The organism is Kitasatospora sp. SC0581, assembly GCF_048159585.1.
GTDB lineage: Bacteria > Actinomycetota > Actinomycetes > Streptomycetales > Streptomycetaceae > Kitasatospora.
The window spans coordinates 1-24,872 of the sequence record NZ_JBLRWA010000012.1; the positions used below are offsets into that span (position 1 = coordinate 1).

Below are 24,872 nucleotides of genomic sequence, written 5' to 3' on the forward strand. Positions count from 1 at the left end.
GGCGAAGCTGAGAACTTAAGCGCCAGTAAACGGCGGTGGTAACTATAACCATCCTAAGGTAGCGAAATTCCTTGTCGGGTAAGTTCCGACCTGCACGAATGGCGTAACGACTTCTCGACTGTCTCAACCATAGGCCCGGTGAAATTGCATTACGAGTAAAGATGCTCGTTTCGCGCAGCAGGACGGAAAGACCCCGGGACCTTTACTATAGCTTGATATTGGTGTTCGGTTCGGCTTGTGTAGGATAGGTGGGAGACTTTGAAGCAGCAACGCCAGTTGTTGTGGAGTCGTCGTTGAAATACCACTCTGGTCGTGCTGGATGTCTAACCTGGGTCCGTGATCCGGATCAGGGACAGTGTCTGGTGGGTAGTTTAACTGGGGCGGTTGCCTCCTAAAGGGTAACGGAGGCGCCCAAAGGTTCCCTCAGCCTGGTTGGCAATCAGGTGTTGAGTGTAAGTGCACAAGGGAGCTTGACTGTGAGACTGACGGGTCGAGCAGGTACGAAAGTAGGGACTAGTGATCCGGCGGTGGCTTGTGGAAGCGCCGTCGCTCAACGGATAAAAGGTACCCCGGGGATAACAGGCTGATCTTCCCCAAGAGTCCATATCGACGGGATGGTTTGGCACCTCGATGTCGGCTCGTCGCATCCTGGGGCTGGAGTAGGTCCCAAGGGTTGGGCTGTTCGCCCATTAAAGCGGTACGCGAGCTGGGTTTAGAACGTCGTGAGACAGTTCGGTCCCTATCCGCTGTGCGCGTAGGAGTGTTGAGAAGGGCTGTCCCTAGTACGAGAGGACCGGGACGGACGAACCTCTGGTGTGCCAGTTGTCCTGCCAAGGGCATGGCTGGTTGGCTACGTTCGGGAGGGATAACCGCTGAAAGCATCTAAGCGGGAAGCCTGCTTCGAGATGAGCACTCCCACCTCCTTGAGAGGGTAAGGCTCCCAGTAGACGACTGGGTTGATAGGCCGGATATGGAAGCCCTGTGAGGGGTGGAGTTGACCGGTACTAATAGGCCGAGGGCTTGTCCTCAGTTGCTCGCGTCCACTGTGTTGTTCTGAAACAACGACCCGCTCTTTTTGAAGGGCGTGCGGTTGACAGTTTCATAGTGTTTCGGTGGTCATAGCGTGAGGGAAACGCCCGGTTACATTCCGAACCCGGAAGCTAAGCCTTACAGCGCCGATGGTACTGCAGGGGGGACCCTGTGGGAGAGTAGGACGCCGCCGAACAATTCTTCAGAAGAACCCCCATCCGGGACCCGGATGGGGGTTCTTCGCGTTTTCAGGGACTCTTCGCGTTGTGGGCCGGTTGCGGGGCGGGCCGGAAAGAATCTTGGCCGGCCGTGTCGAGAACCCGTGCCCGGCACCGTCCCCGGAGTGGACGCGGCCACAATGGGTCGCACCAGCTCCGAGGATCCGAGGAGAAGACGATGGCCAAGTACCTGTTGCTGAAGCACTACCGGGGCGCCCCGAGCGCGGTCAACTGCGTGCCGATGGACCAGTGGACGCCGGAGGAGGTCACGGCGCACATCCGGTACATGCAGGAGTTCGCGGACCGGCTGGAGAAGACCGGCGAGTTCGTCGACGGCCAGGCGCTCGCACCCGAGGGGACGTGGGTCCGGTACGACGGCGAGGGGCGTCCGCCGGTCACCGACGGTCCGTTCGCCGAGACCAAGGACCTGATCGCCGGCTGGATGGTGATCGACGTCGACAGCTACGAGCGGGCCGTCGAGCTGGCCGGGGAGCTGTCGGCCGCTCCCGGGGCCGGGGGCGAGCCGATCCACGAGTGGCTGGAGCTGCGTCCGTTCCTGGCGATGCCGGCGACCATCACCGAGTGACGTCCCCGATGGACGAGGCCCTGCTGAGGAGTCTCACGCCGAGCGTCATCGGAGTCCTCGTCCGCCGCGGAGCTGACTTCGCGGCGGCCGAGGACGCGGTGCAGGAGGCGCTGGTCGAGGCGGTCCGGCTCTGGCCGGCCGAGCGGCCGCGCGATCCCAAGGGCTGGCTGGTCACCGTGGCCTGGCGCAAGTTCCTGGACGCGACCCGGTCGGAGGCCGCCCGCCGGCGCCGGGAGGACCTGGTCGACCAGGAGCCGGAGCCGGGGCCCGCGGCCGCCGTGGACGACACGCTGCAGCTCTACTTCCTGTGCGCCCACCCGTCGTTGACGCCCTCGTCGGCGGTGGCGCTGACGCTGCGGGCGGTGGGCGGGCTGACCACCCGCCAGATCGCCCGGGCCTACCTGGTGCCCGAGGCGACCATGGCGCAGCGGATCAGCCGGGCCAAGCGCACCGTCTCGGCCGTCAGGTTCGATCAGCCGGGGGACGTCGCGACCGTGCTCCGGGTCCTCTACCTGGTCTTCAACGAGGGGTACTCCGGCGATCTCGACCTCGCGGCCGAGGCGATCCGGCTCACCCGGCAGCTCGCCGCGGTGATCGACCACCCCGAGGTGGCCGGACTACTGGCCCTGATGCTGCTGCACCACGCCCGGCGGGCGGGCAGGACCGCGCCCGACGGCGCGCTGGTGCCGCTGGCCGAGCAGGACCGCGGCCGGTGGGACACCGGGCTGATCGCCGAGGGCATCGGGATCCTCCAGGGGGCCCTGGCCCGGGACCGGCTGGGCGAGTTCCAGGCCCAGGCGGCCATCGCGGCGCTGCACGCCGACGCGCCCACCGCCGGGGAGACGGACTGGGTGCAGATCGTCGAGTGGTACGACGAGCTCGTCCGGTTGACCGCGAGCCCGGTGGTGCGGCTCAACCGCGCGGTGGCGGTCGGCGAGGCCGACGGTCCGCGCGCGGGGCTGGCGGCGCTCGCGGAGCTGGACGACGCGCTGCCCAGGTACGCGGCGGTGGCGGCGTACCTCCACGAGCGCGACGGGGACCTGGTGGCGGCGGCCCGGTTGTACGCGGAGGCGGCGCACCGGGCGCCCGACCTTGCCGAGCGCGACTATCTGACCCGTCAGGCGGCCCGGCTCAACACGCTTCTGAAGGGTCGTCGGACGGACTGAGTCCGGCCGGGGGAGCGGGGCTCAGAGCCGGCCGGCGGCCTTCAGCGCCAGGTAGGTGTCGGCGAGGGCCGGGGCGATCCGGGTCGGCGGGGCGTCCAGGACGGTGACGCCGTGGCGGGTGAGGTGCTCGGCGGTGGCCCGGCGGTCGGCCCGGGTCTGTTCGGCGGCGGCCGCGCCGTAGACGGCCTCCAGGGTGCCCCGCCCGGCGGCGAGGGCGTCCAGCTGCGGGTCGGCGACCGAGGCGAGGACGACCTCGTGGCGCTTGGTGAGCATCGGCAGCAGCGGACGCAGGCCGTCCTCGACCGGGGCCGCGTCGAGGCCGGTGAGCAGCACGATCAGCGAGCGCTGCGGCGCCATCTTGAGCGCGGTGGCGACCAGTGAGCGCATGTCGGTCTCGTGCAGCGCGGGTTCCAGCCCGGCCATCGCGTTGGTGAAGGCGGGCAGCACCTCGTGGGCCGAGCTGCCGGCCACCGCGACGCGCTTGCGGGAGTCGTGGGCGAGCAGGTCGACCCGGTCGCCGGCCCGGGTGGCGAGGGCGGTGAGCAGCAGCGCGGCGTCGAGGGCGGCGTCCAGGCGGGGCGCGTCGCCGACCCGGCCGGCCGAGGTGCGGCCGGTGTCGAGGACGACGAGGATGTGCCGGTCGCGTTCGGGGCGCCAGGTGCGGACGGCGACGGTGTTGCGGCGGGCGCTGGCGCGCCAGTCGATGGAGCGGACGTCGTCGCCGGGCAGGTACTCGCGCAGGGAGTCGAACTCGGTGCCCTGGCCGCGGGTCAGGACGGAGGTGCGGCCGTCGAGTTCGCGCAGCCGGGCGAGCCGGGAGGGCAGGTGCTTGCGGCTGGCGAACGGGGGCAGCGCGCGGACCGTCCAGGGGACGAGGTGCGAGCCCTGGCGGGCGGCCAGGCCGAGCGGGCCGAGCGAGCGGACCGTCACCCGGTGGGCGTGGTGGTCGCCGCGCCGGGTGGGGGTGAGCGCGGTGGTGATCCGGCGCCGTTCGCCGCCGGGGAGGGCAAGGGTGTGCCGGGAGGCGGCCTCGGCGGTGCCGGGGCGCCAGGCGGACGGGGCCCAGGCGTCGCGGACCAGGCCGCGGAGCGGCCGGCCGGACGGGTTGGTGACGGTCAGTTCGACGGTGGCGGGCTCGCCGAGCCGGACGGTGGTGTCGCCGGCCCGCCCGAACCGCAGGCCGCGGACCGGGGCGGCGAGCACCAGGTCGACCGCGACGGCGACCAGCACCGCGCCGGTGACCAGGCCGATCCCGGTCCAGGACGGCAGCAGCAGGCCCACGACGAGCGCGCCGAGTGCGGCGAGCAGGGCGGTTCGCCCGGTGAGGGCCATGCGGTGCGCTCCTTCGGAAGCCCGTGCGTCGGAACCCGTGGGCCGGCGGCCGGAACGGGGGCGGTACGGCGGGGTGGGGTCAGCGGGGTGCGGGCGTCTGGGTGAGGACGGCCTGGATGACGGAGTCGGCGGTGACGCCCTCCATCTCGGCCTCGGCGCGCAGCGCGACCCGGTGCCGCAGGGTGGGCAGGGCGAGCGCCTTGACGTCGTCCGGGGTGACGTAGTCGCGGCCGGCCAGCCAGGCCCAGGCGCGGGAGGCGGCGAGCAGGGCGGTGGCGCCGCGCGGGGAGACGCCGATGGACAGCGACGGGGACTGCCGGGTGGCCCGGCAGAGGTCGACGATGTAGGCGAGGACCTCGGGGGAGACGGTCAGCTTGGCGATCTGCTCGCGGGCGGCGGCGACGTGCTCGGGGCCGGCGACCGGGCGGACGCCGGCCGCGCCGAGGTCGCGCGGGTCGAAGCCGGCGGCGTGCCGGGAGAGCACCTGGAACTCCTGGTCGCGGTCGGGCAGCGGCAGGACCAGCTTGAGCAGGAAGCGGTCCAGCTGGGCCTCGGGCAGCGGGTAGGTGCCCTCGTACTCGACCGGGTTCTGGGTCGCGGCGACCAGGAACGGGACGGGCAGCGGGCGCGCCTCGCCGTCCACCGTGACCTGGTGCTCCTCCATGGCCTCCAGCAGGGCGGCCTGGGTCTTCGGCGGGGTGCGGTTGATCTCGTCGGCGAGCAGCAGGTTGGTGAAGACCGGGCCGGGCTGGAAGGAGAACTCGGCGGTGCGGGCGTCGTAGACGAGCGAGCCGGTGACGTCGCCGGGCATCAGGTCGGGGGTGAACTGGATGCGCTTGGTGCCCAGGCTGAGCGCGGTGGACAGGGTGCGCACCAGCAGGGTCTTGGCGACGCCGGGGACGCCCTCCAGCAGCACGTGGCCGCCGCAGAGCAGGGCGACGACCAGGCCGGTGACGGCCGCGTCCTGGCCGACCACGGCCTTGCCGATCTCGGCGCGCAGGGCGGTCAGCGCGGCGCGCGGGTCGGTGGCGGGGGTGGCGGGCGCCGTGCCGGGGACGGGGCGGAGCTGGGCGGTTGCCTGGTCGGTCACGGGTTCCGTACCTGCCTTTCGAGGGCGTCGAGGTCGTCGGCGAGCCGCAGCAGTGCGGCGTCGTCGGTCGGGGGCGGGCCGTACAGCAGGGCCCGGACGTCCCCGGCGGGCCGTTCGGACAGCCGGTCGGCCAGGGCGACGCAGAGCGCGTCGGGGTCGGGTGCGCCGGCCTGGAGCGGGACGCCCAGGGCGGGGGCGAGGCGGTGCGCGGTGGCGCCGCGCAGGGCCTCGGCGGCGCGGCCGCGGGCCTTGGCGCGCCGGTAGAGGCGGGCGCGGCCCTCGGTGGTCTCGGCGGCGCGGACCACCACGGGCAGGTTCTCGCTGACCACCGGGCCGAGCCGGCGGCCGCGCCAGAGGGCGGCGAGCACGGCGGCGACGGCGAGCTGGTAGCCGGCCCAGTGCCAGCCGCTCGGCAGGAAGTCGCCGAAGCTCTTGGTGCGGGCGCCCTCGGGGAGCGGGGCGGAGTAGTCGGGCAGGTGCCAGGTGAGGCGGGGCTGCGAGCCGAGCAGGCCGAGGGCGAGGGCGGCGTCGCCGTCCTTGGCGAGTTCGCCGTTGTGCAGGAAGGTGCCGCTGCCGAGCACGACGACGTCGCGGTCGCCGTCGCCGGCCGGGAGGACGACCAGCGGGTAGCCGTGGGCGCGCGGGTAGCAGCCGGTGCCGCGGCTGCCGCTGGTGTAGAGCATGCCGCCCTGCTGGGCGCTGCCGGCCCGGACGGCCTCGGTGAGGGTGCACTCCGCGGGGGTGGAGCGGACGGAGGCGTACGGGAGCCCGCCGGCGTCGTCGGACAGCCGGATGCCGGGGGCGAGCGCGGTGAGCGCGGCCGGGCCGGGGGCGACCAGCACCAGGCGCCGGTGCCGGGCGGCGGCGACGGCGCGCAGCTGGGCGGGGTCGAGCAGGTCGGGTTCGGGCAGGACGAGGGTGTCCGGGCCGGCCGCGGTGGTGGCCGGGTCGGTGGTGAACTCGGCCTTGAGGCCCTGGCGTTCGAGCAGGGCGACGACGGCGTGGGCGCCGTCGCGGTCGTACGAGCGCGGGTCCAGCGGTGGGTAGCGGCGGTCCTGGCCGAGGGCGGACACGGCGGCGGCGCCGATCAGCAGGGCGGCGAGGACGGCCAGGTACCAGCGGGCGCGGCGCCACAGGCCGCGGGTGGTCGGGGCGAGGCTGGTCGCGGCGGCGGCGGCGGCGGGCGGCTCGGCGACGGGTGGTGCCGCGGGTGCGGGGGTGGGGACGGAACCGGTCATGCCGCTCCTCCCGAGGACGGAGCCGGAGCCGGTGCGGGGGGCGCGAGGACCGGGCGGGTGCGCTCCAGCGTCCGGTCGAGTTCGTGCAGCAGCCGGTACGCGCTCTGGTCGGCGGTGCGCTCGCCGTACGCGATGTCGTCGAAGGTCCGGGCGGCCGCGGCCAGTGCGGCGGCGTGCTCGGGCAGCGCCCGGCCGGCCTCGGCGGCGGCCTCGTCGGCGGTGCGGCCGGGGCGGTTGTCGAGCAGGGTGCGCTCCTCCAGGCCGCGCACCAGGGCGCGCATCTGTTCGCGGACGGCTTCGGTCCAGCGTCCGGCGGCGGCGTGCCCGGCGGCGTCCGTCCGGTACTGGTCGGCGCTGCGCGGGCCCTCGGCGCCGTACACGTCCTGGACGGTGCGGGCGGCGCGGCGGGGTGCGCCGAGGCGCCACCAGACCGCGCCGCCGATCAGCACCGCGACGATCAGGAAGAGGACCAGCCCGGTGGTGCCGGTGGTGCCGTCGCCGGAGATGCTGTCGAGCGCCTTGGCGATGTGGTCGTAGATCCAGTCCGTGACGCGTTGCAGTACGGACGGGTCGTGCTTGTGGTACTCCGCGTCGAGCAGCTCGTCGCGGGCGGCCTCGCGCGCCGGGTCACGCGGCACGGTGACGGGTGCGCCGCCCGCGGCGAGGAGCCTGTCCCCCCAGTTAGGCATCCGGTTCAGCGCCTCGCCGGTGCCGGGTCGCCCTGCGCGCCCCAGCCGGTGCCGCTCTGCTCGGGCAGGCCGGCCGCGCGGGCGAGTTCGATGTCCAGGGCCTCGCGGCGGATCCGCTGGTCGATGTAGACCAGCACGCCGACGGCGGCGATGAAGGGGGTGGTGAAGGTGCCGGCGATGATCCCGGCGACCGCCAGCAGGAGCAGCATGGCCACGCCCTGGTCGGCGGTGTCGGGCAGGCCCTGGGCGTCGAGGCTCTCGAAGCCGAGCAGCAGGCCGAGGAACTGGAACGGGACGACCACGACCATCGCGACGACGAGCGCCAGCACGTGGCCGAGCAGGTTGATGCCGAAGACCCGCCACCAGGCGCCGCGGACCAGCCGCCGAGAGCGCGACAGCGCCGTCAGCACGCCCTGCTTCTCCAGCATCAGGGCGGGCGCGGCGAGGCTGAAGCGCATCCACAGCCAGACGGCGACCGGCACGGTCAGCAGGCCGACCAGGGTGAGCAGGCCGGCGATGGCGACGGAGCCCTGACCGGCGAGGGTGTAGCCGATCAGCGGGGTGAAGCCGAGCAGGACCACGCCGGGGCCGAGCAGGACGGTGAGCAGGGTCAGCCCGAGCAGCTGCAGCAGCCGGGGGCGGGCGTCGCGCCAGGCCTCCCCGGCGGTCGCCGACCGGCCGAGGACGGCGCGGCTGACCACGATGGTGAGCAGCGCGGTGGCGAACACGTTGAGCAGCAGTTCGAGCGGCAGTCCGGCCAGCATCCGCAGGGTCTGGGTGGCCTCGCCGGTCTTGCCCTTGACCAGCAGGTTGACCAGGAGGCTGCCGGCCTGGGCGACCACGGCGAGGCCGAGCGAGAGCGCGAGCACGGTGCGCCAGTGCCGGCGGACGGTGGTGACGGCACCGTCGAGCAGTTCGCCGAAGCTCAGCGGGCGCAGCGGGATGACGCCCGGCTTGGGGCTCGCCGGGGCGCCCCAGCCGTACGGGCGGTGGCCGCCGGGAGGCTGCTGGCCCCACTGCTGTCCCCACTGCTGTCCGTTCCCGGGGGCGCCGGCCGGGCCGGTCCAGCCGGGGGCGGCCTGTGGTGGTGCCGACGGCCCGGGCACGGCGGCGGGCGCGTCGGCCGGGGGCCGGGCGTCGTCGCGGGGCGGCTCGGACGAGCTGGGCGAGGCCCAGCCCGGAGTGTCGGTCATCACTGCTCCTCGGAGGGCGTCACGGGCGCGACTGCGAACGGATCTTCCGCCCGCGCGCAGCGCCCATCGTGCCATGGGGCCGGAAACCGGCCCCATGGCGATCCGGTTGCTGATCGGCAACGGTCCTCCGCGGCGGGTCGGGCGGTGGTCCGGCGCGGGTTCGCGGGGGGTCCGGAGGCGTTTCCGGGGGAGCATTCGCCCGGTATGGCCGGAATGCACCGGTGGGGGAGTTGGCCGTTCTGGAGCATTGGCACTGCTGTGCGGCAGGTCACAATCCGGTAATGAGAAGATGGACGCATGAAGGGACGCGTCCTCGTCGTTGATGACGACTCCGCACTGGCCGAGATGCTCGGTATCGTGCTGCGGGGTGAGGGTTTTGAGCCGTTTTTCGTCGCGGATGGGGACAGGGCGCTAGCCGCCTTCCGGGAGACCAAGCCGGACCTGGTCCTGCTCGACCTGATGCTGCCCGGCCGGGACGGCATCGACGTGTGCCGGCAGATCCGGGCCGAGTCCGGCATCCCGATCGTGATGCTGACCGCGAAGACCGACACGGTCGACGTGGTGGTGGGCCTGGAGTCGGGGGCCGACGACTACGTCACCAAGCCGTTCAAGCCCAAGGAGCTGGTGGCCCGGGTTCGCGCCCGGCTGCGCCGCGCCGAGGAGCCGACGCCCGAGCAGCTGACCATCGGCGACCTGGTGATCGACGTGGCCGGCCACTCCGTGAAGCGGGACGGCCGGGGCATCCCGCTGACCCCGCTGGAGTTCGACCTGCTGGTCGCGCTGGCCCGCAAGCCCTGGCAGGTGTTCACCCGCGAGGTGCTGCTGGAGCAGGTCTGGGGCTACCGCCACGCGGCGGACACCCGTCTGGTCAACGTCCATGTGCAGCGCCTGCGTTCCAAGATCGAGAAGGACCCGGAGCGCCCCGAGATCGTGGTGACCGTCCGCGGCGTCGGTTACAAGGCGGGACCCAGCTGACGTGACGGAGCGGGCAGACGACACCCCGTCGGGTTCCGCGACCGACGGGGCGGGGGCCGTGCGCGGCGACGTGCTGAGTTCGACCACCCGTCGCCGACGCGGCCCTTCCGGCGTGTTCGCGCTGGTGAAGCGTCAGCTGCGCCGTCCCACGCACCGGGTGGCCGCGCTGTACCGCCGGTCGATCCAGCTGCGCGTGGTCGCGGTGTCGCTGCTGGCGTCCATCGCGGTCGTCCTGGTGCTGGGCGTGGTCGTGGTGGCGCAGGTGCGCACCGGCCTGCTCGGAACCAAGACGGACGCCGCCCGCGCGCAGGCCCGGATCGGCTTCCAGGTCGAGCAGAAGAAGATCGACGAGGCCCGGGATCAGAAGCTACGGGGCACCGCCGACCCGACCGTCGACGAGATCGGCACCTGGCTGCTGCGGCAGGTCAACGACCTGGCCGGGAGCGGGCAGACCGTCTACTCGGTGATCGCGATGTCCCCCGGCACCGGCGCCGTCGTCCCCGACGGGGGCGGCTTCGCGCCGCGCTACTCGGGCGACATCCAGCCGATCAGCATCCCGGACACCCTGCGGGCCAAGCTGGCCGCCGAGCCCGGCCAGATGTTCGACCAGCCGACCCGAATCCAGCGCTCGCCCGGCAGCAGCGTCACGTCCGAGCCAGGGCTGGCCCTCGGCATGCAGTTCCGCGGCCCGGCGGAGACCTCGTACCAGCTGTTCTACGTCTTCTCCTTCGGTCAGGAGACCGACACCCTCAACCTGGTCACCGGCACCCTGGCGACCGCCGGGGTGTTCGTGGTGATCCTCATGGGCGGCATCGCCTGGGTCGTGGTGCGCCAGGTGGTCACCCCGGTCCGGATGGCCGCCGGGATCTCCGAGCGGCTCGCCGACGGGCACCTGGAAGAGCGGATGAAGGTCACCGGGACGGACGACATCGCCCGGCTCGGGGAGTCCTTCAACCGGATGGCCAACGCCCTCCAGGCGCAGATCCGCCAGCTGGAGGAGCTGTCCCGGGTGCAGCGGCGCTTCGTCTCGGACGTCTCGCACGAGCTGCGCACCCCGCTGACCACGGTCCGGATGGCCGCCGACCTCATCTACGACAGCCGCGAGGACCTGGACCCGATGGCGGCCCGCTCGGCGGAGCTGCTGCAGGGCCAGCTGGACCGCTTCGAGTCGCTGCTCGCCGACCTGCTGGAGATCAGCCGCTTCGACGCCGGCGCCGCGATCCTGGACGCCGAGCCGGTCGACCTGCGCGAGATCGTCGCCCGGGTGGTGGAGGCCGCCGAACCGCTCGCCGAGGCCAAGGGCAGCGCCGTGGTGATCCGCGGCGACGGCGAGCCGGTGCTGGCCGAGGTGGACTCCCGCCGGATCGAGCGCATCCTGCGCAACCTGGTGGTCAACGCGCTGGAGCACGGCGAGGGCCGCGACGTGGTGGTCCGGCTGGGCTCGGCGGACGGCGCGGTCGCGGTCGGTGTGCGCGACTACGGCATCGGGCTCAAGCCGGGCGAGGCGTCCCGGGTGTTCCACCGCTTCTGGCGGGCCGACCCGTCCCGGGTGCGGACCACCGGCGGCACCGGCCTCGGCCTGTCCATCGCGGTCGAGGACGCCCACCTGCACGGCGGCTGGCTCCAGGCCTGGGGCGAGCCCGGTGGCGGCTCGCACTTCCGGCTCACCCTGCCGCGCACCCGCGGCGGCGAGATCAGCCGGGCGCCGTTCCGGCTGGAGCCGGAGGACTCCCGCAACAACCGGGGCCTGGGCGCGCAGGGCACGCCGTACCGGCGGGCGATCAGCCCGGCCGGCTCGACGGCGACGGCCGCCGTCGAGGAGCAGGCGGAGACGCCGGAGACGGTGAGCGGCGGCCTCGGCAGCGGGCTCGGCGGGGTGCTGAACATCGGCCCCGGGCTGGGCCGGCGCAAGCTGCCGGAGGGTCCGCGCGCGGACCCCTCGGGCGTGTGGACGGCCGCCGGGTACGGGGCCACCGGCGCCCAGGTGATGGTGGACCCGACGCCGGGACGGCCGTCGGTGGCACAGCGGACGGCGGAGCCGGACGCGACGGGTGGGACGACGGACGCGGAGGGGTCGCAGCGTGCGAAGGACGAGCAACAGGACTGAGCCGCGGCTCCTCGCGGTGGTCGGCGGGCTGCTCGGCGCCCTGGTGGCGAGCGGCTGCGCGGCCATGCCGGATTCCGGCGGCATCACCAGGGTGGAGCTCTCCCAGGGCTCGGCCGACAAGGACCTGCAGGCCCGGGTCTACCCGGTGGCGCCCGCCCGGGGCGCCAAGCCGCGCGAGCTGCTGAACGGGTTCCTGGACGCGGTGACCGCCGACGAGGGGTACGACACGGCGCGCAAGTACCTCACCGAGAGCGCCGCCGCCACCTGGAACCCGGACGCCGCGACGAAGGTGCTCGCCGCCACCGGCATCCCGCCCGGCCAGGACGTCACCGACGCGGACACCACGGCGTCGTTGCAGGTGAGCGGGCAGCTGGTGGCCGGCGTCGACGAGCGGCACTCGTACGCGCGGGTCGCCGGGCAGAACAACGACTCGTCCGACTTCACCTTCGTCCGGCAGAAGGACGGCGAGTGGCGGATCGACAGGCTGGCGCCCGGCGTGATCATGAACGAGACCAACTTCCGGAACAGCTTCCGGCAGGTCGAGCGGTTCTTCTACACCGCGCCCGACCCGTCCTCGGTGGTGTCCGGGAGCGCCGGCCAGGAGGTGCTGCTCGCCGACCCGGTCTACCTGCGGCGCCGGATAGACCCGCTCACCTCGGCCGTCCGGGCGCTCGTCGACGGCCCCTCCGTCTGGCTCTCGCCGGTGGTCCGCACGGCGTTCCCGGCCGGCACCACGGTCGACAAGGTGAGCATCGACGACAACCGGGTCGCCCACGTGCAGCTCGGCAAGGCGGACACCGGCGAGCCGATGGCCTGCCGGCGGATGGCGACCCAGCTCTTCTACACCGTCGCCGACCAGGGCAAGGGCCAGATCACGCGGCTGGAGCTGAAGGGGCCGCACGGCTCCTGCACGGCCGCCCGCGGTGACTCGCCGTCCACCGGCCCCGGTGCCCTGGCCGGGTCGACGACGGCGACGCAGTACTACCAGCGTGCCGACGGAGCCCTGGTGGCGACCGACGAGGTGCGCCCCGGCGATCCGGTCCGCGGGGTCCTCGGCAAGCCGCAGTCGAACACCAAGCCGCCGCTCGGCGCCTTCGCGGTCAGCCGCACCGGCTCCCAGGCCGCCGCGATCAGCGAGGACGGCCACCAGGTCTGGTCGGTGCCGCTGTCGGACAGCGCGGTGGCCATGGGCGAGCCGGTGCTCACCTCGCCGGCCAAGGGCGGCGACAAGGAGGACGGCTTCGCCTCGCCCACCTGGGACGGCCGCGGCGACCTCTGGGTGGTGGACCGCAACAAGCAGGCCCCGCGGGTGGTGATGGTGCGCGGTGCCAAGTCGTACACCGTGCCGGTCGAGGGTCTGACCGGCCAGACCGTGCAGGCGCTGAAGATCTCCTCGGACGGCGTCCGGGTCGCCGTGGTGGCCAGGACCCCGGGCTCGGCCGTCCGCTCGCTGTGGTTCGGCCTGGTCGTGCACGACGGCACCCCGCAGGCGCCGACCGTGAAGATCACCGCGCTGCACCGGGCCGCTCCCACGCTCACCGACGTCGCCTCGGTGTCCTGGGCGGAGACCGACCAGCTGCTGGTGCTCGGCAAGGAGGCCGACCGGACCCAGCAGCTGTACTTCATCAGCACGGACGGCTCGCAGAGCACCGAGACCCAGCTGCAGAGCGCCGAGAGCATGCTGACCGTCTCGGCCTCGGAGTCCCGCGGGGACAGCCTGACCCAGACGCCGCCGGTGCTCGCGATGGGCGAGGTCAAGCAGACGGACGGCAAGCCGAGCGAGATCAAGGCCTTCCGCCTGGTCAACAACCAGTGGCGGGAGACCTCGCTGATCGACAAGCCGCGGTCCTTCTTCTACGCGGGCTGACGCCGCGTCCGAGCCTCCCCGGGGCCTCCGGGCCGGCCCGGCGGGGTGTCGGCGGCCGCGGTGACGGTCAGTCGGCCGGGCGCACCGTGGCCGCGACGGTGGCGCCCGCCCGGACCGGGAGGCCGGCGTCGGCCAGCGCCCGGGCGGCCTCGGCGAGGCTGGCCCCGGTGGTCACCAGGTCGTCCACCAGCACCGGGTGACGGCCCGCCAGGCCCGCCTGGCCGCCCGGTCCCGCCAGGCCCGCGTGCCCGGTCCGGGCACGCGGCAGCACGGTGAGCGCGCCGTGCAGGTTGCGGCGCCGTTCGGCCGCGTTCAGCCCGGCCTGGTCGGCGACCGGCCGGGCGTGCCGCAGCAGCGGCGCGGCCCGCACGTCCAGGCCGGCCCGGCGCAGCGAGCGGGCGGCCGCCCCGGCCAGCCGCAGCGTCGGATCGTGCCCGCGGGCGCGGACGGCCGAGCGCGCCGAGGGCATCGGGACCAGCAGCAGTGGCGCGGCCCCGGCGCGCGCCCCCAGGGCGGAGCGCACGGCCCGGCCGAGGGCCTCGCCGAGCGGCGCGGCCAGCCGCAGCGCGCCCCGCTCCTTGTGGGCGAGCAGCAGCTGCCGGACCGGACCGGTGTACGGCGCGGCGGCGTGCGTCCAGGGCAGCGGGGTGGGGGCGGGCCGTGCGGTGGCCAGGGCGTGCCGGCAGGCCGGGCAGAGCTGGGTGCGCTCGCTGCCGCAGCCCGCGCAGTCGGCGGGCAGCAGGACGTCCAGCAGCCCGGCCAGTGCGTGGCCGAACGGCCCCTGGGCGGACGGCGGAGGAGCGGGGGAGGGGAACGGCGGCACGGCTGCTCCTGGCGGCGGCAGGCACGGAGAGTCAGCACAGAATCGGCCGTACGGGGGGCGTTGTCCAGGTATTTACCCTTACTTCACCCGCGAGAGGGTAGACAGGGTGGACCAGCTTGACCGCCCGACCGCAGTATCGGGTCATACCCTCCTTATCGCCTGGGGAGGCGAAAAACCCGTGTGAGGTGTTCGATAAGGCCCAGGGGGTTTCAAACGTCCCTGGTGGGGAGGAAGTGAGGTGAGGGCCAGTCGTTTCCGCCGCTGGCGGCGGGGACGGGGGGCCGGCAGTGGATGGGCTGGTCCAGCTGGGTCTCAGTCCGGTCCGGTAGCACCCGGATCGGCGTCAGCACGAGGGATCGGAGTTCTGCGTGGACATCGTCGTCAAGGGCCGCAAGACCGAGGTGCCCAAGAGGTTCCGCGAGCACGTGGCCGAGAAGCTGGAGAAGGTCCAGAAGTTCGACGCCAAGGCCATCAGCCTCGACGTCGAGGTGTCCAAGGAACACAACCCGCGGCAGGCCGACCGCTCCGACCGGGTGGAGATCACTCTCCGCAGCCGCGGCCCCGTGATCCGGGCGGAAGCCGCCGCCGGTGACCCGTACGCGGCGCTCGACCTGGCTTCCGCGAAGCTCGACGCGCAGCTGCGCAAGTCCGCGGACCGGCGTCGGGTGCACAAGGGCGGCGCGAACGGCCGCACCCCGATCAGCGTCGCCGAGGCGACCGCGGCCCTGGCCGCGCTGCCGGAGACGACGGCGCCGGAGGGCGAGACGAACGGCGCCGTCCGCAAGACCATGATGGGATCCCTGGAAGTGGAGGGCGAAGGCCCGCTGGTGGTCCGGGAGAAGACGCACCCGGCCGCCCCCATGGCGCTGGACCAGGCGCTCTACGAGATGGAGCTGGTCGGCCACGACTTCTACCTCTTCGTGGAGAAGGACAGTGGCCTGCCGAGCGTGGTCTACCGCCGGCACGGTTACCACTACGGCGTCATCCACCTGCAGACCGACCTCGCGGCCGGCCCGGGTGGCGGGGCGGGCGGCGCGATCGGCGGGGCCGACGACGAGGACTGACCGTCCGAACAGCGATGGAGGGGTGACCCCGGCGGCCGTGGCCGCCGGGGTCACCGGCGTTCGGGGGCGGTTGGGTTCGAACGGCGGCGCGGTTCGAACAGCGGTGCGTCGAGGGGGCGGTGCGGTTCCAACGGCGGTGCGTCGAGGGCGGTCTCGCGCCCCGGACGGACGGGTCACCCGTTGCGGGGGAATCGGCATCGGAGCGTGACCGGGGCGGCGCCGGGGCGTGGAATGATTGGCGCACGACGACCCGCGAAGGGGGAGGAGCGGATGGGGGATCACTTCGGGCTGGGGCCCGGGGTCGGGCCAGGGCTGCCGTTGGGGGCGGAGGATGAGCCCGCGTACGAGCCGCACCGGGGTGAACCGATCCGCGTGTTGGTGGTGGACGACCACGCGCTGTTCCGTCGGGGGCTGGAGATCGTCCTCGCGGAGGAGCCGGACATCAAGGTCGTCGGCGAGGCGGGGGACGGCGCCGAGGCCGTGCTGAAGGCCGCCGACCTGCTGCCCGACATCATCCTCATGGACGTCCGGATGCCGCGCCGCAGCGGGATCGAGGCCTGCACGGCGATCAAGGACGTGGCACCGAGCACCAAGATCATCATGCTGACGATAAGCGACGAGGAGGCCGACCTCTACGAGGCGATCAAGGCGGGGGCCACCGGCTACCTGCTCAAGGAGATCTCCACCGACGAGGTCGCCACCGCGATCCGCGCGGTCGCCGACGGGCAGTCGCAGATCAGCCCCTCGATGGCGTCCAAGCTGCTCACCGAGTTCAAGTCGATGATCCAGCGCCGCTCCGACGACCGGGACCTGGTGCCCGCGCCCCGGCTCACCGACCGGGAGCTGGAGGTGCTCAAGCTGGTGGCGACCGGGATGAACAACCGGGAGATCGCCAAGGAGCTCTTCATCAGCGAGAACACCGTGAAGAACCACGTGCGCAACATCTTGGAGAAGCTCCAGCTGCACTCGCGGATGGAGGCGGTGGTGTACGCGATGCGGGAGAAGATCCTCGAAATAGGGTGAGCCTGGCGGGACTTAGCGGTCCGCCAGCAGCTTCTCCAGGGTCGGGCGCAGCCGCTCGTCGTGCAGCGTCCCGACCCGCACCGCGTCGCAGCCGACCCAGTCGGCCGCCTCGCGCAGCGCCGTCGCCAGCGCCTCGACGTGCCGGGCGCCCCGCCCCGGACCGTCCAGGGAGACCTGCCGGGCGACCAGGGAGCGCCCCTCGCGGGCCGGGTCGACCCGGCCGACCAGCCGGCCGCCGGTCAGCAGCGGCATCGCGAAGTAGCCGTGCACCCGCTTGTGCTTGGGCGTGTAGGCCTCCAGCCGGTGCGTCATGCCGAAGATCCGCTCGGTGCGGGCGCGGTCCCAGACCAGGGAGTCGAACGGCGAGAGCAGTGTGGTGCGGTGGCGCCCGCGCGGGGTGGTGGCGAGGGCGGCCGGGTCGGCCCAGGCCGGGGCCGGGGCGCCGTCCGGGCCCCAGCCGGCCACCTCGACCGGGACGAGCCCGCAGTCGGCGAGCACCGGGTCCAACTGCTCGGCGCGCAGCCGGTGGTAGTCCAGCAGGTCGGCCCGGGTGGCCACGCCGAGCGCGGCTCCGGCCTGGGCGACCAGGGTGCGCACGCACTCCCCGTCCGACCGCTCCTGCCCCAACAGGGCGTCGGGGATGGCCTGTTCGGCCAGTGCGTAGACCCGCTTCCAGCTCCGGCGCTCGGTGCAGACCACGTCGCCGAAGGCCAGCGCCCGCTCGACCGCGATCTTGGTGTCGGACCAGTCCCACCACTCGGCGGTCTTCTTGGCGCCGCCCAGCTCGGTGGAGGTCAACGGCCCCTCGGCCCGCAGCTTGTCCAGCACGGCGCGGTAGGTCTCGGGCGGGACCTGGTGGCCCCAGAGGTGGCCGCGGTCGCGGTAGCGGCGGCGCCGGAAGGCGAACAGCGGCCACTCCTCGACCGGCAGGAGGCAGGCCGCGTGCGACCAGTACTCGAAGCTCGTGCCGCCGCCCCAGTACGCCGCCTCGACGGCCGGGCGGCCGACCGCGCCGAGGCGGGCGTACGGCACCAGCTCGTGCGAGCGGGCGAGCACCGAGATGGTGTCCAGCTGGACGGCGCCCAGGTGCCGCAGCACCCCGCGCACCCCGCCGCGGCGGTCCGGCGCGCCCAGCAGGCCCTGGGCGCGCAGGGCGATCCGGCGGGCGTCGTCCGCGCTGAGGACGGCGGCGGGGGCGGGGCTGGCGGCAGCGGCGGTCATGCCGGGGAGCGTAGTCCGGGGCACCGACAGCGCGGGCCCGGGTCCGGGCGGAGCGCCCGGGGCGGGGCGGAGGGCTCAGGCCAGGTCGGAGGGCAGCAGGGAGGCGATCCAGGAGTCGTGGAAGGCGCCGCGCTGCTCGGCGTACGAGCGCAGGGTGCCCTCGAAGCGGTAGCCGGCCTTCTCGGCGACCGCGCGGGAGCCGTCGTTGCCGACGTAGGCCAGCCACTCCAGGCGGCGCAGGCCCAGCTCGCGCAGGCCGTAGTGGGAGACGGCGCGCGCGGCCTCGGTGGTGTAGCCGCGGCCGCGGAACTCCTTCACGGCCCACCAGCCGATCTCTGCGCAGCCCGGGTCCTGGGGGCGCAGGACGAGCCCCTGGGAGCCGACCAGGGTGCCGGACTCGCGCTCGAACACGCACCAGATCAGGTTCGCCCCGGTGCGCCGGCCCTCGATGGCGAGATCGCGTACGAAGAACTCGGCGTCCTCGCGGCGGTAGGGCGACGGGACGACCGTCCAGCGCTGGATCTCCGGATCCTGGCAGGCGGCGTAGACCGCGTCGATGTCCGACTCCTGCGGGGGGCGCAGGACCAGTCGGTCGGTGGTGAGGTTGGGAAGTTCGGCGCGAAGTTCGTCCATGAACGGATTATTCCGCCAGGGGAGGAAGGCGGGCATCCGATTATTCGCCCGCCTTGGCGTCCAACTCCACGACCCGCCGACCGTTTTGTCCCGGTGGACGGTGCTATCGGGCCATGTGCTCGCCAGGGTGACACGGGAATACCGTGCTGACGCACCTCCCGGGGGGTTGGACTCCTCGCATACGATGGCCCGTGCGGTGGGGTGGACCCGCCGTGCAGTCGTCCAGTGCCAATACAGGCAAGGAGCCCGCTCATCGTGTCCGTCTTCGACAAGATCCTGCGCGCCGGCGAGGGCAAGATCCTTCGCAAGCTGCAGCGGATTGCCGCCCAGGTCAACTCCATCGAAGAGGACTTCGTCAACCTCACCGACGCCGAGCTGCGCGCACTGACCGACGAGTACAAGCAGCGGCTCGCGGACGGCGAGACCCTGGACGACATCCTCCCCGAGGCGTTCGCCACCGTCCGCGAGGCCGCCAAGCGCGTGCTCGGCCAGCGGCACTACGACGTCCAGCTCATGGGCGGCGCCGCGCTGCACCACGGGTACGTCGCCGAGATGCGCACCGGTGAGGGCAAGACCCTCGTCGGCACGCTGCCCGCGTACCTGAACGCGCTGACGGGCAAGGGCGTCCACCTGATCACCGTCAACGACTACCTCGCCGAGCGCGACTCGGAGTGGATGGGCCGGGTGCACCGCTTCCTCGGCCTCGAAGTCGGCGTGATCCTGGCCAACATGACGCCCGCCGAGCGCAAGCGCCAGTACGGGATGGACATCACGTACGGCACGAACAACGAGTTCGGCTTCGACTACCTGCGCGACAACATGGCCTGGTCGCAGGACGAACTCGTCCAGCGCGGCCACTACTTCGCGGTCGTCGACGAGGTCGACTCGATCCTGATCGACGAGGCCCGTACCCCGCTGATCATCTCCGGCCCGGCGGACCAGGCGACCAAGTGGTACGCCGACTTCTCCAAGCTGGTGCTGCGCCTGAAGATCGACCGGGACTACGAGGTCGACGAGAAGAAGCGCACGGTCGGCATCCTGGAGGAGGGCGTCAGCCGGGTCGAGGACTACCTGGGCATCGACAACCTCTACGAGTCGGTGAACACCCCGCTGGTCGGCTTCCTGAACAACGCCATCAAGGCGAAGGAGCTGTACAAGCGGGACAAGGACTACGTCGTGATGAACGGCGAGGTCATGATCGTCGACGAGCACACCGGCCGCATCCTGGCCGGCCGCCGCTACAACGAGGGCATGCACCAGGCGATCGAGGCCAAGGAGGGGGTGGAGGTCCAGAACGAGAACCAGACCCTGGCCACCATCACCCTGCAGAACTTCTTCCGCCTGTACGACAAGCTCGCGGGCATGACCGGTACCGGCACCACCGAGGCCGCCGAGTTCCACCAGATCTACAAGCTCGGCGTGGTGCCGATCCCGACCAACAAGACGCCGCTGCGCATCGACCAGCCCGACCTGATCTACAAGTCGGAGCCGGCCAAGTTCGCCGCCGTGGTCGAGGACATCGCCGAGAAGCACGAGAAGGGCCAGCCGGTGCTGGTCGGCACCGTGTCGGTCGAGAAGTCCGAGTACCTGTCGCAGGAGCTGCGCAAGCGCGGCATCCCGCACGAGGTGCTGAACGCCAAGCACCACGAGCGCGAGGCGCAGATCGTCGCGCAGGCCGGCCGCAAGGGCGCCGTCACCGTCGCCACCAACATGGCCGGCCGAGGCACCGACATCATGCTGGGCGGCAACTCCGACCACCTCGCGGCGGCCGAGCTGGCGCAGCGCGGGCTCACCCCGACGGACACCCCGGAGGAGTACGAGGCCGCCTTCCCGGCCGCGCTGGAGAAGGCCAAGGCCTCGGTGAAGGCCGAGCAGGACGAGGTCAAGGAGGCCGGCGGCCTCTACGTCCTCGGCACCGAGCGGCACGAGTCCCGCCGGATCGACAACCAGCTGCGCGGCCGCTCCGGCCGTCAGGGCGACCCGGGCGAGTCCCGCTTCTACCTGTCGCTGGGCGACGACCTGATGCGCCTGTTCAAGGCCGGCATGGTCGAGCGCGTGCTCTCGATGGCCAACGTCCCCGAGGACGTGCCGATCGAGTCCAAGATGGTCACCCGCGCCATCGCCTCCGCGCAGACCCAGGTCGAGCAGCAGAACTTCGAGATCCGCAAGAACGTCCTCAAGTACGACGAGGTGCTCAACCGCCAGCGCGAGGTCATCTACGGCGAGCGCCGCCGGGTGCTGGAGGGCGAGGACCTCCAGGAGCAGGTCGGCCACTTCATGGACGACACCGTCGAGGCGTACGTCCGCGCGGCCACCGGCGAGGGCTTCGAGGACGACTGGGACCTGGACAAGCTCTGGACCGCGCTCAAGCAGCTCTACCCGGTCACCCTGGACCTGGAGGAGCTGGAGGAGGAGGCCGGCGGCCCGGCCGGGCTGACCCCCGAGTTCCTGATCAAGTCCGTTCAGGAGGACATCCAGGGCCAGTACGGCGCCCGCGAGGACCAGCTGGGCGCGGAGATCATGCGCGAGCTGGAGCGCCGGGTCGTGCTGTCGGTGCTGGACCGCCGCTGGCGCGAGCACCTCTACGAGATGGACTACCTCCAGGAGGGCATCGGCCTGCGGGCCATGGCGCAGCGCGACCCGCTGGTCGAGTACCAGCGGGAGGGCTTCGACATGTTCACCGCGATGATGGAGGGCATCAAGGAGGAGTCCGTCGGCTACCTGTTCAACCTGGAGGTCCAGGTCGAGCAGCAGGTCGAGGAGGTCCCGGTCGAGGACGCCCAGGTGGCGCTCGACAAGCTGGAGAAGGACGCCGCCCGCCCGGAGATCAAGGCCAAGGGCCTGGAGGCCCCGAAGCCGCAGCGGCTGCACTACACGGCCCCCTCGGACGAGGTCGGCGGCGGTGTCATCGAGGGCGACTTCGACGACCTCGCGCCGGAGGACGAGGGCGACGGGATGACCCGCGCCGAGCGCCGCAAGGCCGCCAAGTCGGCCAAGGGCCGCCGCCGCAAGGGCTGAGCCGGCCGCCGGCCACCAGCCAGGACGCCACGCAGGGCGCCGTTCCCGGACCGGGACGGCGCCCTGCGCCGTTCCGTACCGCCGGGCGTGTGGTCCGTACCGGCGGGCGCGCGGCGGGGCGCTCACCGGGCCTCCACGGCGGTGCACTGCCACTGCCCGGCCGGGCCGCGCTGCTCCAGCCGGAAGGCCACCATGTGGTGGCGCCGGCCGAGGTCGACCCGCACGCAGGCCTCGACCGCGTCGGGTGAGGGCGAGCGGTCGTGCACCGGGCCGAGCCGGGGCCGGTCGGCGGGGCCGCCGCGGCGCAGCGCGCCGGCCCGGACCAGCGAGGCGAGCTGCCCGTAGCCGTCCAGGCTGGTGTGCCGCATCAGCTGGCCGGAGGGCCGGGCGCCGGTGAGCACCTCGACCAGCTGGCGGGCGAACCGGGCGGCCAAGGCTCCGGAGCCCGGCCCGGCGTTCGGCCCCGAGTCCGGCCCGGGGGCGCCGGTGCAGGCGGCGCGCGGGTGGCGCGGGCGGCGGCCGGCCGGCTCGCAGCCGCCGGCGTCACGCGGACGGCGGTACGGGCGGGCGGCGGGGTGGGCGCTGTACCGGACGGTCACGGGGTGGCTCCTCGGCTGGGTGGTGCGGGTACGGACGGGTCCAGGCTGGGGGCGTCCCGCGCGGGGCGGCAACGGGTTTCCGGGGCGGCCGGGACGGGCCGCCGAATTCACCTATCCGGGGGAACCGGCCTGTGCGGCGCCGGGCCGGAGGGGCCGTCCGACGGCGCCCGGTTGACGTGCGGGGACGGGCCGTACGGTCCAAAAGGGGACGCTCCGGCTGGGCGGACCGGGTGGCGGCGCCCGGCCGCCGCATTGCGCCGTACGGGCGCGGCGCGCACCATCGGAGCCTGACCGGGAGCGGACCGCCGGGCTCCCACGACGAGGGACGGCCGGTATGACGACACGGGTGGCGGCCCCGGCGGCCGCGGGCACCGCCCCGCCCGCCGGTGAAGGCGTGCCGCGGTACGGCGTGGTGCTGGGCGGCGGCGGGATGCTCGGCGCGGCCTGGACGGTCGGCGCGCTGTGCGCCGTCGAGGAGGCCACCGGGCGGCAGCCGGGCGGGGCGGCCGTCCTGCTGGGCACCTCGGCGGGCGCGATCCTCGCCGCGATGCTGGCCGGCGGCGTCCGCCCCGAGCAGCTGCGCGACCACCAGCGCGGCCTGCCGATCACCGAGGGGCCGCTGGCCGGGACGGCCTTCGACTACGACACCGCCGTCGGCGGCGCGCTGCCGCCCCGCCCCCGGGCCGGGATCGGCTCGCCCGGCCTGCTGCGGGACGCCGTCCGGCACCCGCGCGAGTACCCGCTGCTGACCATGGTCTCGGCGATCGCGCCGCACGGCCGCGGCTCGCTGGCGCCGGTCGGCGAGCTGGTGCGCGGCCTGCTCGGCGACGGGGGAGGGCCGGAGCCCGGCGGCGGGGGATCGCCGCTGCGGGTGGTGGCCGTGGACTACCGCAGCGGCCGCCGGGTGGTCTTCGGCGACCCGGACGCCCCGGCCGTCCCGGTGCCCGACGCCGTGATGGCCTCCTGCGCGATCCCCGGCTGGTTCGCGCCGGTGCGGCTGGACGGCTCGGCGTACGTGGACGGCGGCTGCTGGTCCGCCACCAACGCCGACCTGATGCTCGGCCGGGGGCTGGACGAGGTGTACGTGCTCGCCCCGATGGCCCTGCGGCTGGACCCGAGGCCGGGGCGGGCCGGGCGGCGGGGCCGGGAGGACCGGGAGGGGCAGGGCGGCCGGGAGGGCCGGCTCGGGGGCGGCCGTGACACCCTGGCCGCCCTGCGCGAGTGGCGCGCCCGGGACCGTCCGCGCGGAGTGCTCGCCCAGCTGGTGAGCCGCTACCGCCACGCCGTCACCCGGCAGCTGCTGCGCGAGGCCGCCCAGCTGCGGGCCGAGGGCGTCCGGGTGCGGCTGCTCGCGCCGACCCTGGCGGACCTCGCGGTGATGGGCCCGAACATGATGGACCCGGCCCGCCGCGGCGCCGTCCTGGAGAGCGCCCTGCGCACCAGCCGGGAGGCGCTCCGGGCCTAGCGCGGGCCCGGCGCGGCGCCGACGTGGGCCCGGCGCGGGCACCGTACGGCCCCGGCCGCGGGCGCCCGCCCCCGGACCAGGGGTGATCACGGGCGGCCCGGCGGCGCTTATTCTTGGGGCGCTGGAGACTGTGCTGCTGGACGAACCCCGCTGGACGAACCGGAGAGTGCCCCCGATGCGCGTGTACGTGCCCACCACCCTGGCCGGCCTGGCGGCGGCGCACGAGGGCGGCGCCCTGGACCAGTCCGCCGCGTACGCGGTGACGCCCGCGCTGCGCGAGTGGTACGTCAGCGACGACCTGGAGGAGCTGGAGTACGCGGCGCTGAACCGGGCCGCCCAGTCCTCGCTGCGGCTGCTGGCCGCCGACCCGGGGGCCCCGCGCCGCCGGGTGGTGGTGGCGCTGGACGTGGCGGACGGGTCGGTGCGGCCGTTCCCCGGCGACGAGTACCAGGACCAGGCCTCGCTCGGCCGGGTGGTGCTGGCCGGCCCGGTGCGGCTGGCCAAGGCGGCCGCGGTGCACGCCGACGTGTCCGACGACGAGGTGGTCACGGACGTCGCGGCGGCGGTGGCGGCGGTGGCCGCGGCCGACGCCGGCGACCAGGACGCCCAGTTCACCGTGGACGGCGCCGAGGACCATGACCTGCTCTGGTTCGCGACCCAGGAGATCCCCTCCCTGCTCGGGTGAGTTCCGCCCTACCGGCGTGTCACCCGGCCGGGTTACCGTTTCACCCCGTGCACACTCACATCGTTTGGGACTGGAACGGCACGCTCTTCCACGACATGGAGGCCGTGCTCGGGGCGAGCAACGCCGCGTTCGCGACCATCGGCGTCGGGCCGATGACGCTCCAGGAGTACCGCGAGCAGTACGAGATCCCGATTCCCCGCTTCTACCAGCGCCTGCTCGGCCGGACGCCCTCCGCGGAGGAGTGGCTGAGGCTCGACGACGCGTTCCACGACCGCTACCGGGAGCTCAGCCCGTCCTGCGGGCTGACCGAGGGCGTGCGCGAGCTGTTGGACGGCTGGCGGGAGGCCGGGAACAGCCAGTCGCTGCTGTCGATGTACGAGCACGACAAGCTGGTGCCGCTGGTCGACACCTTCGGCCTGAGCAGCGGTTTCCTGCGGGTGGACGGCCGCAGCGGCCCGTCCGGCGGACAGAAGGCGGAGCACCTGACCCGGCACCTGGCCGCGCTGGGCGAGCGGGTGGACCCGGCCCGTACGGTGCTGATCGGCGACGCCGCGGACGACGCCCTGGCGGCGCTGGGCGCGGGCGCCCACGCGGTGCTCTACACCGGTGGTTCGCACACCCGGGAGAAGCTGGAGCCGGTCGGCGTCCCGGTGGTGGACAGCCTGGCCGAGGCGGTCGAGCTGGCGGGCCGGATCACGGGCTGAACCCCGGGGCCCGCCCGGAAGGGGCGGGACGGGATACCGGCGGACGTGGCGGGCGCCACGTCCGCCGTCCGCGTGTCTGAGCGGGCGGATCGCGCCCCGGCTGGTCAGGCTGGTGTCACACCCGACCAGCCCCAGGACGGAGCCCGC

The 24,872-nt window shown here is 73.5% G+C and carries 20 protein-coding genes and 2 rRNA genes; 13 read left to right on the top strand and 9 right to left on the bottom strand.

The genetic code is table 11. The features are described 5' to 3' along the window. From ACLWS4_RS19780 to ACLWS4_RS19795, 4 genes are all read left to right on the top strand, one after another. A 23S ribosomal RNA gene (locus ACLWS4_RS19780) occupies positions 1-1,028 on the top strand; the annotation flags it as partial. A gap of 80 nt (positions 1,029-1,108) precedes the next feature. Then, a 5S ribosomal RNA gene (gene rrf / locus ACLWS4_RS19785) occupies positions 1,109-1,225 on the top strand. Between the two features lie 200 nt (positions 1,226-1,425). Further along, complete coding sequence (locus ACLWS4_RS19790) at positions 1,426-1,833, top strand: YciI family protein (protein WP_049659240.1); 408 nt, start codon at positions 1,426-1,428, stop codon at positions 1,831-1,833. 8 nt (positions 1,834-1,841) lie between these two features. Then, complete coding sequence (locus tag ACLWS4_RS19795) at positions 1,842-2,999, top strand: RNA polymerase sigma factor (protein WP_416874861.1); 1,158 nt, start codon at positions 1,842-1,844, stop codon at positions 2,997-2,999. Positions 3,000-3,020: 21 nt separating this feature from the next. Here the strand turns inward: ACLWS4_RS19795 and ACLWS4_RS19800 are convergent, their stop codons facing one another. The 5 genes from ACLWS4_RS19800 to ACLWS4_RS19820 form a co-directional block, all read right to left on the bottom strand. Then, positions 3,021-4,331, bottom strand: a complete 1,311-nt coding sequence (locus tag ACLWS4_RS19800) for a DUF58 domain-containing protein (protein WP_416874797.1) — start codon at positions 4,329-4,331, stop codon at positions 3,021-3,023. 79 nt (positions 4,332-4,410) lie between these two features. After that, entirely contained in the window at positions 4,411-5,421 is a 1,011-nt protein-coding gene (locus ACLWS4_RS19805; RefSeq protein WP_049659237.1) for an AAA family ATPase, read from the bottom strand. Then, a complete protein-coding gene (locus ACLWS4_RS19810) occupies positions 5,418-6,659 on the bottom strand; it encodes a DUF4350 domain-containing protein (RefSeq protein WP_416874798.1) in 1,242 nt (413 codons plus the stop codon). Before ACLWS4_RS19810 ends, ACLWS4_RS19805 begins: the two co-directional genes overlap by 4 nt. Then, complete coding sequence (locus ACLWS4_RS19815; protein ID WP_375877375.1) at positions 6,656-7,348, bottom strand: DUF4129 domain-containing protein; 693 nt, start codon at positions 7,346-7,348, stop codon at positions 6,656-6,658. The genes ACLWS4_RS19810 and ACLWS4_RS19815 overlap by 4 nt, the downstream gene beginning before the upstream one ends. A 5-nt stretch (positions 7,349-7,353) precedes the next feature. Further along, on the bottom strand, positions 7,354-8,541 hold the full coding sequence (locus ACLWS4_RS19820; protein WP_181970603.1) for a hypothetical protein: 1,188 nt from the start codon (positions 8,539-8,541) through the stop codon (positions 7,354-7,356). A gap of 297 nt (positions 8,542-8,838) precedes the next feature. Between ACLWS4_RS19820 and mtrA the strand changes: the two genes are divergently transcribed. Genes mtrA through ACLWS4_RS19835 form a run of 3 tightly spaced genes read left to right on the top strand, consistent with a single transcriptional unit; the run spans position 8,839 to position 13,490 of the window. Beyond that, complete coding sequence (gene mtrA / locus ACLWS4_RS19825; protein WP_030247322.1) at positions 8,839-9,516, top strand: MtrAB system response regulator MtrA; 678 nt, start codon at positions 8,839-8,841, stop codon at positions 9,514-9,516. Between the two features lies 1 nt (position 9,517). Then, entirely contained in the window at positions 9,518-11,623 is a 2,106-nt protein-coding gene (mtrB, locus tag ACLWS4_RS19830; protein ID WP_074005004.1) for an MtrAB system histidine kinase MtrB, read from the top strand. Beyond that, positions 11,598-13,490 carry an LpqB family beta-propeller domain-containing protein gene (locus tag ACLWS4_RS19835; RefSeq protein WP_416874799.1) on the top strand — a complete coding sequence of 631 codons (1,893 nt, stop codon included), beginning with the start codon at positions 11,598-11,600 and terminating at the stop codon, positions 13,488-13,490. Before mtrB ends, ACLWS4_RS19835 begins: the two co-directional genes overlap by 26 nt. A 67-nt stretch (positions 13,491-13,557) precedes the next feature. On the opposite strand, the gene ACLWS4_RS19840 is transcribed toward ACLWS4_RS19835, so the two are convergent. After that, positions 13,558-14,313 (bottom strand): ComF family protein, encoded by a 756-nt coding sequence (locus ACLWS4_RS19840; protein WP_416874800.1) that lies wholly within the window; start codon positions 14,311-14,313, stop codon positions 13,558-13,560. A gap of 368 nt (positions 14,314-14,681) precedes the next feature. Between ACLWS4_RS19840 and hpf the strand changes: the two genes are divergently transcribed. Then, entirely contained in the window at positions 14,682-15,377 is a 696-nt protein-coding gene (gene hpf, locus ACLWS4_RS19845) for a ribosome hibernation-promoting factor, HPF/YfiA family (RefSeq protein ID WP_049657308.1), read from the top strand. Between the two features lie 270 nt (positions 15,378-15,647). After that, positions 15,648-16,400: a response regulator gene (locus ACLWS4_RS19850; RefSeq protein ID WP_082346073.1), complete on the top strand. Its 753-nt coding sequence runs from the start codon at positions 15,648-15,650 to the stop codon at positions 16,398-16,400. A 12-nt stretch (positions 16,401-16,412) separates the two neighbouring features. On the opposite strand, the gene ACLWS4_RS19855 is transcribed toward ACLWS4_RS19850, so the two are convergent. Continuing rightward, entirely contained in the window at positions 16,413-17,621 is a 1,209-nt protein-coding gene (locus ACLWS4_RS19855; RefSeq protein ID WP_416874801.1) for a winged helix-turn-helix domain-containing protein, read from the bottom strand. Between the two features lie 75 nt (positions 17,622-17,696). Beyond that, a complete protein-coding gene (locus ACLWS4_RS19860; RefSeq protein ID WP_416874802.1) occupies positions 17,697-18,254 on the bottom strand; it encodes a GNAT family N-acetyltransferase in 558 nt (185 codons plus the stop codon). 255 nt (positions 18,255-18,509) lie between these two features. Between ACLWS4_RS19860 and secA the strand changes: the two genes are divergently transcribed. Continuing rightward, positions 18,510-21,272 (top strand): preprotein translocase subunit SecA, encoded by a 2,763-nt coding sequence (gene secA, locus ACLWS4_RS19865; RefSeq protein WP_049657305.1) that lies wholly within the window; start codon positions 18,510-18,512, stop codon positions 21,270-21,272. A 122-nt stretch (positions 21,273-21,394) separates the two neighbouring features. On the opposite strand, the gene ACLWS4_RS19870 is transcribed toward secA, so the two are convergent. Beyond that, positions 21,395-21,871, bottom strand: a complete 477-nt coding sequence (locus ACLWS4_RS19870) for an Rv3235 family protein (protein WP_416874803.1) — start codon at positions 21,869-21,871, stop codon at positions 21,395-21,397. A 334-nt stretch (positions 21,872-22,205) separates the two neighbouring features. On the opposite strand from ACLWS4_RS19870, the gene ACLWS4_RS19875 reads away from it, so the two are divergent. From ACLWS4_RS19875 to ACLWS4_RS19885, 3 genes are all read left to right on the top strand, one after another. Then, positions 22,206-23,336: a patatin-like phospholipase family protein gene (locus ACLWS4_RS19875; protein WP_416874804.1), complete on the top strand. Its 1,131-nt coding sequence runs from the start codon at positions 22,206-22,208 to the stop codon at positions 23,334-23,336. A gap of 175 nt (positions 23,337-23,511) precedes the next feature. Beyond that, complete coding sequence (locus ACLWS4_RS19880) at positions 23,512-24,021, top strand: DUF6912 family protein (protein WP_049653861.1); 510 nt, start codon at positions 23,512-23,514, stop codon at positions 24,019-24,021. Between the two features lie 47 nt (positions 24,022-24,068). Further along, complete coding sequence (locus ACLWS4_RS19885) at positions 24,069-24,725, top strand: HAD family hydrolase (protein WP_416874805.1); 657 nt, start codon at positions 24,069-24,071, stop codon at positions 24,723-24,725. The last annotated feature ends 147 nt before the right edge of the window (positions 24,726-24,872 follow it).

Excerpts from the sequence above, each read along its gene's own strand:
- ACLWS4_RS19790 (WP_049659240.1), top strand. The coding sequence starts at position 1,426 with ATGGCCAAGTACCTGTTGCTGAAGCACTACCGGGGCGCCCCGAGCGCG.
- ACLWS4_RS19795 (WP_416874861.1), top strand. The coding sequence starts at position 1,842 with ATGGACGAGGCCCTGCTGAGGAGTCTCACGCCGAGCGTCATCGGAGTC.
- ACLWS4_RS19800 (WP_416874797.1), bottom strand. The coding sequence starts at position 4,331 with ATGGCCCTCACCGGGCGAACCGCCCTGCTCGCCGCACTCGGCGCGCTC.
- ACLWS4_RS19810 (WP_416874798.1), bottom strand. The coding sequence starts at position 6,659 with ATGACCGGTTCCGTCCCCACCCCCGCACCCGCGGCACCACCCGTCGCC.
- ACLWS4_RS19815 (WP_375877375.1), bottom strand. The coding sequence starts at position 7,348 with ATGCCTAACTGGGGGGACAGGCTCCTCGCCGCGGGCGGCGCACCCGTC.
- ACLWS4_RS19820 (WP_181970603.1), bottom strand. The coding sequence starts at position 8,541 with ATGACCGACACTCCGGGCTGGGCCTCGCCCAGCTCGTCCGAGCCGCCC.
- mtrA (WP_030247322.1), top strand. The coding sequence starts at position 8,839 with ATGAAGGGACGCGTCCTCGTCGTTGATGACGACTCCGCACTGGCCGAG.
- ACLWS4_RS19850 (WP_082346073.1), top strand. The coding sequence starts at position 15,648 with ATGGGGGATCACTTCGGGCTGGGGCCCGGGGTCGGGCCAGGGCTGCCG.
- ACLWS4_RS19855 (WP_416874801.1), bottom strand. The coding sequence starts at position 17,621 with ATGACCGCCGCTGCCGCCAGCCCCGCCCCCGCCGCCGTCCTCAGCGCG.
- ACLWS4_RS19860 (WP_416874802.1), bottom strand. The coding sequence starts at position 18,254 with ATGGACGAACTTCGCGCCGAACTTCCCAACCTCACCACCGACCGACTG.
- ACLWS4_RS19875 (WP_416874804.1), top strand. The coding sequence starts at position 22,206 with ATGACGACACGGGTGGCGGCCCCGGCGGCCGCGGGCACCGCCCCGCCC.
- ACLWS4_RS19880 (WP_049653861.1), top strand. The coding sequence starts at position 23,512 with ATGCGCGTGTACGTGCCCACCACCCTGGCCGGCCTGGCGGCGGCGCAC.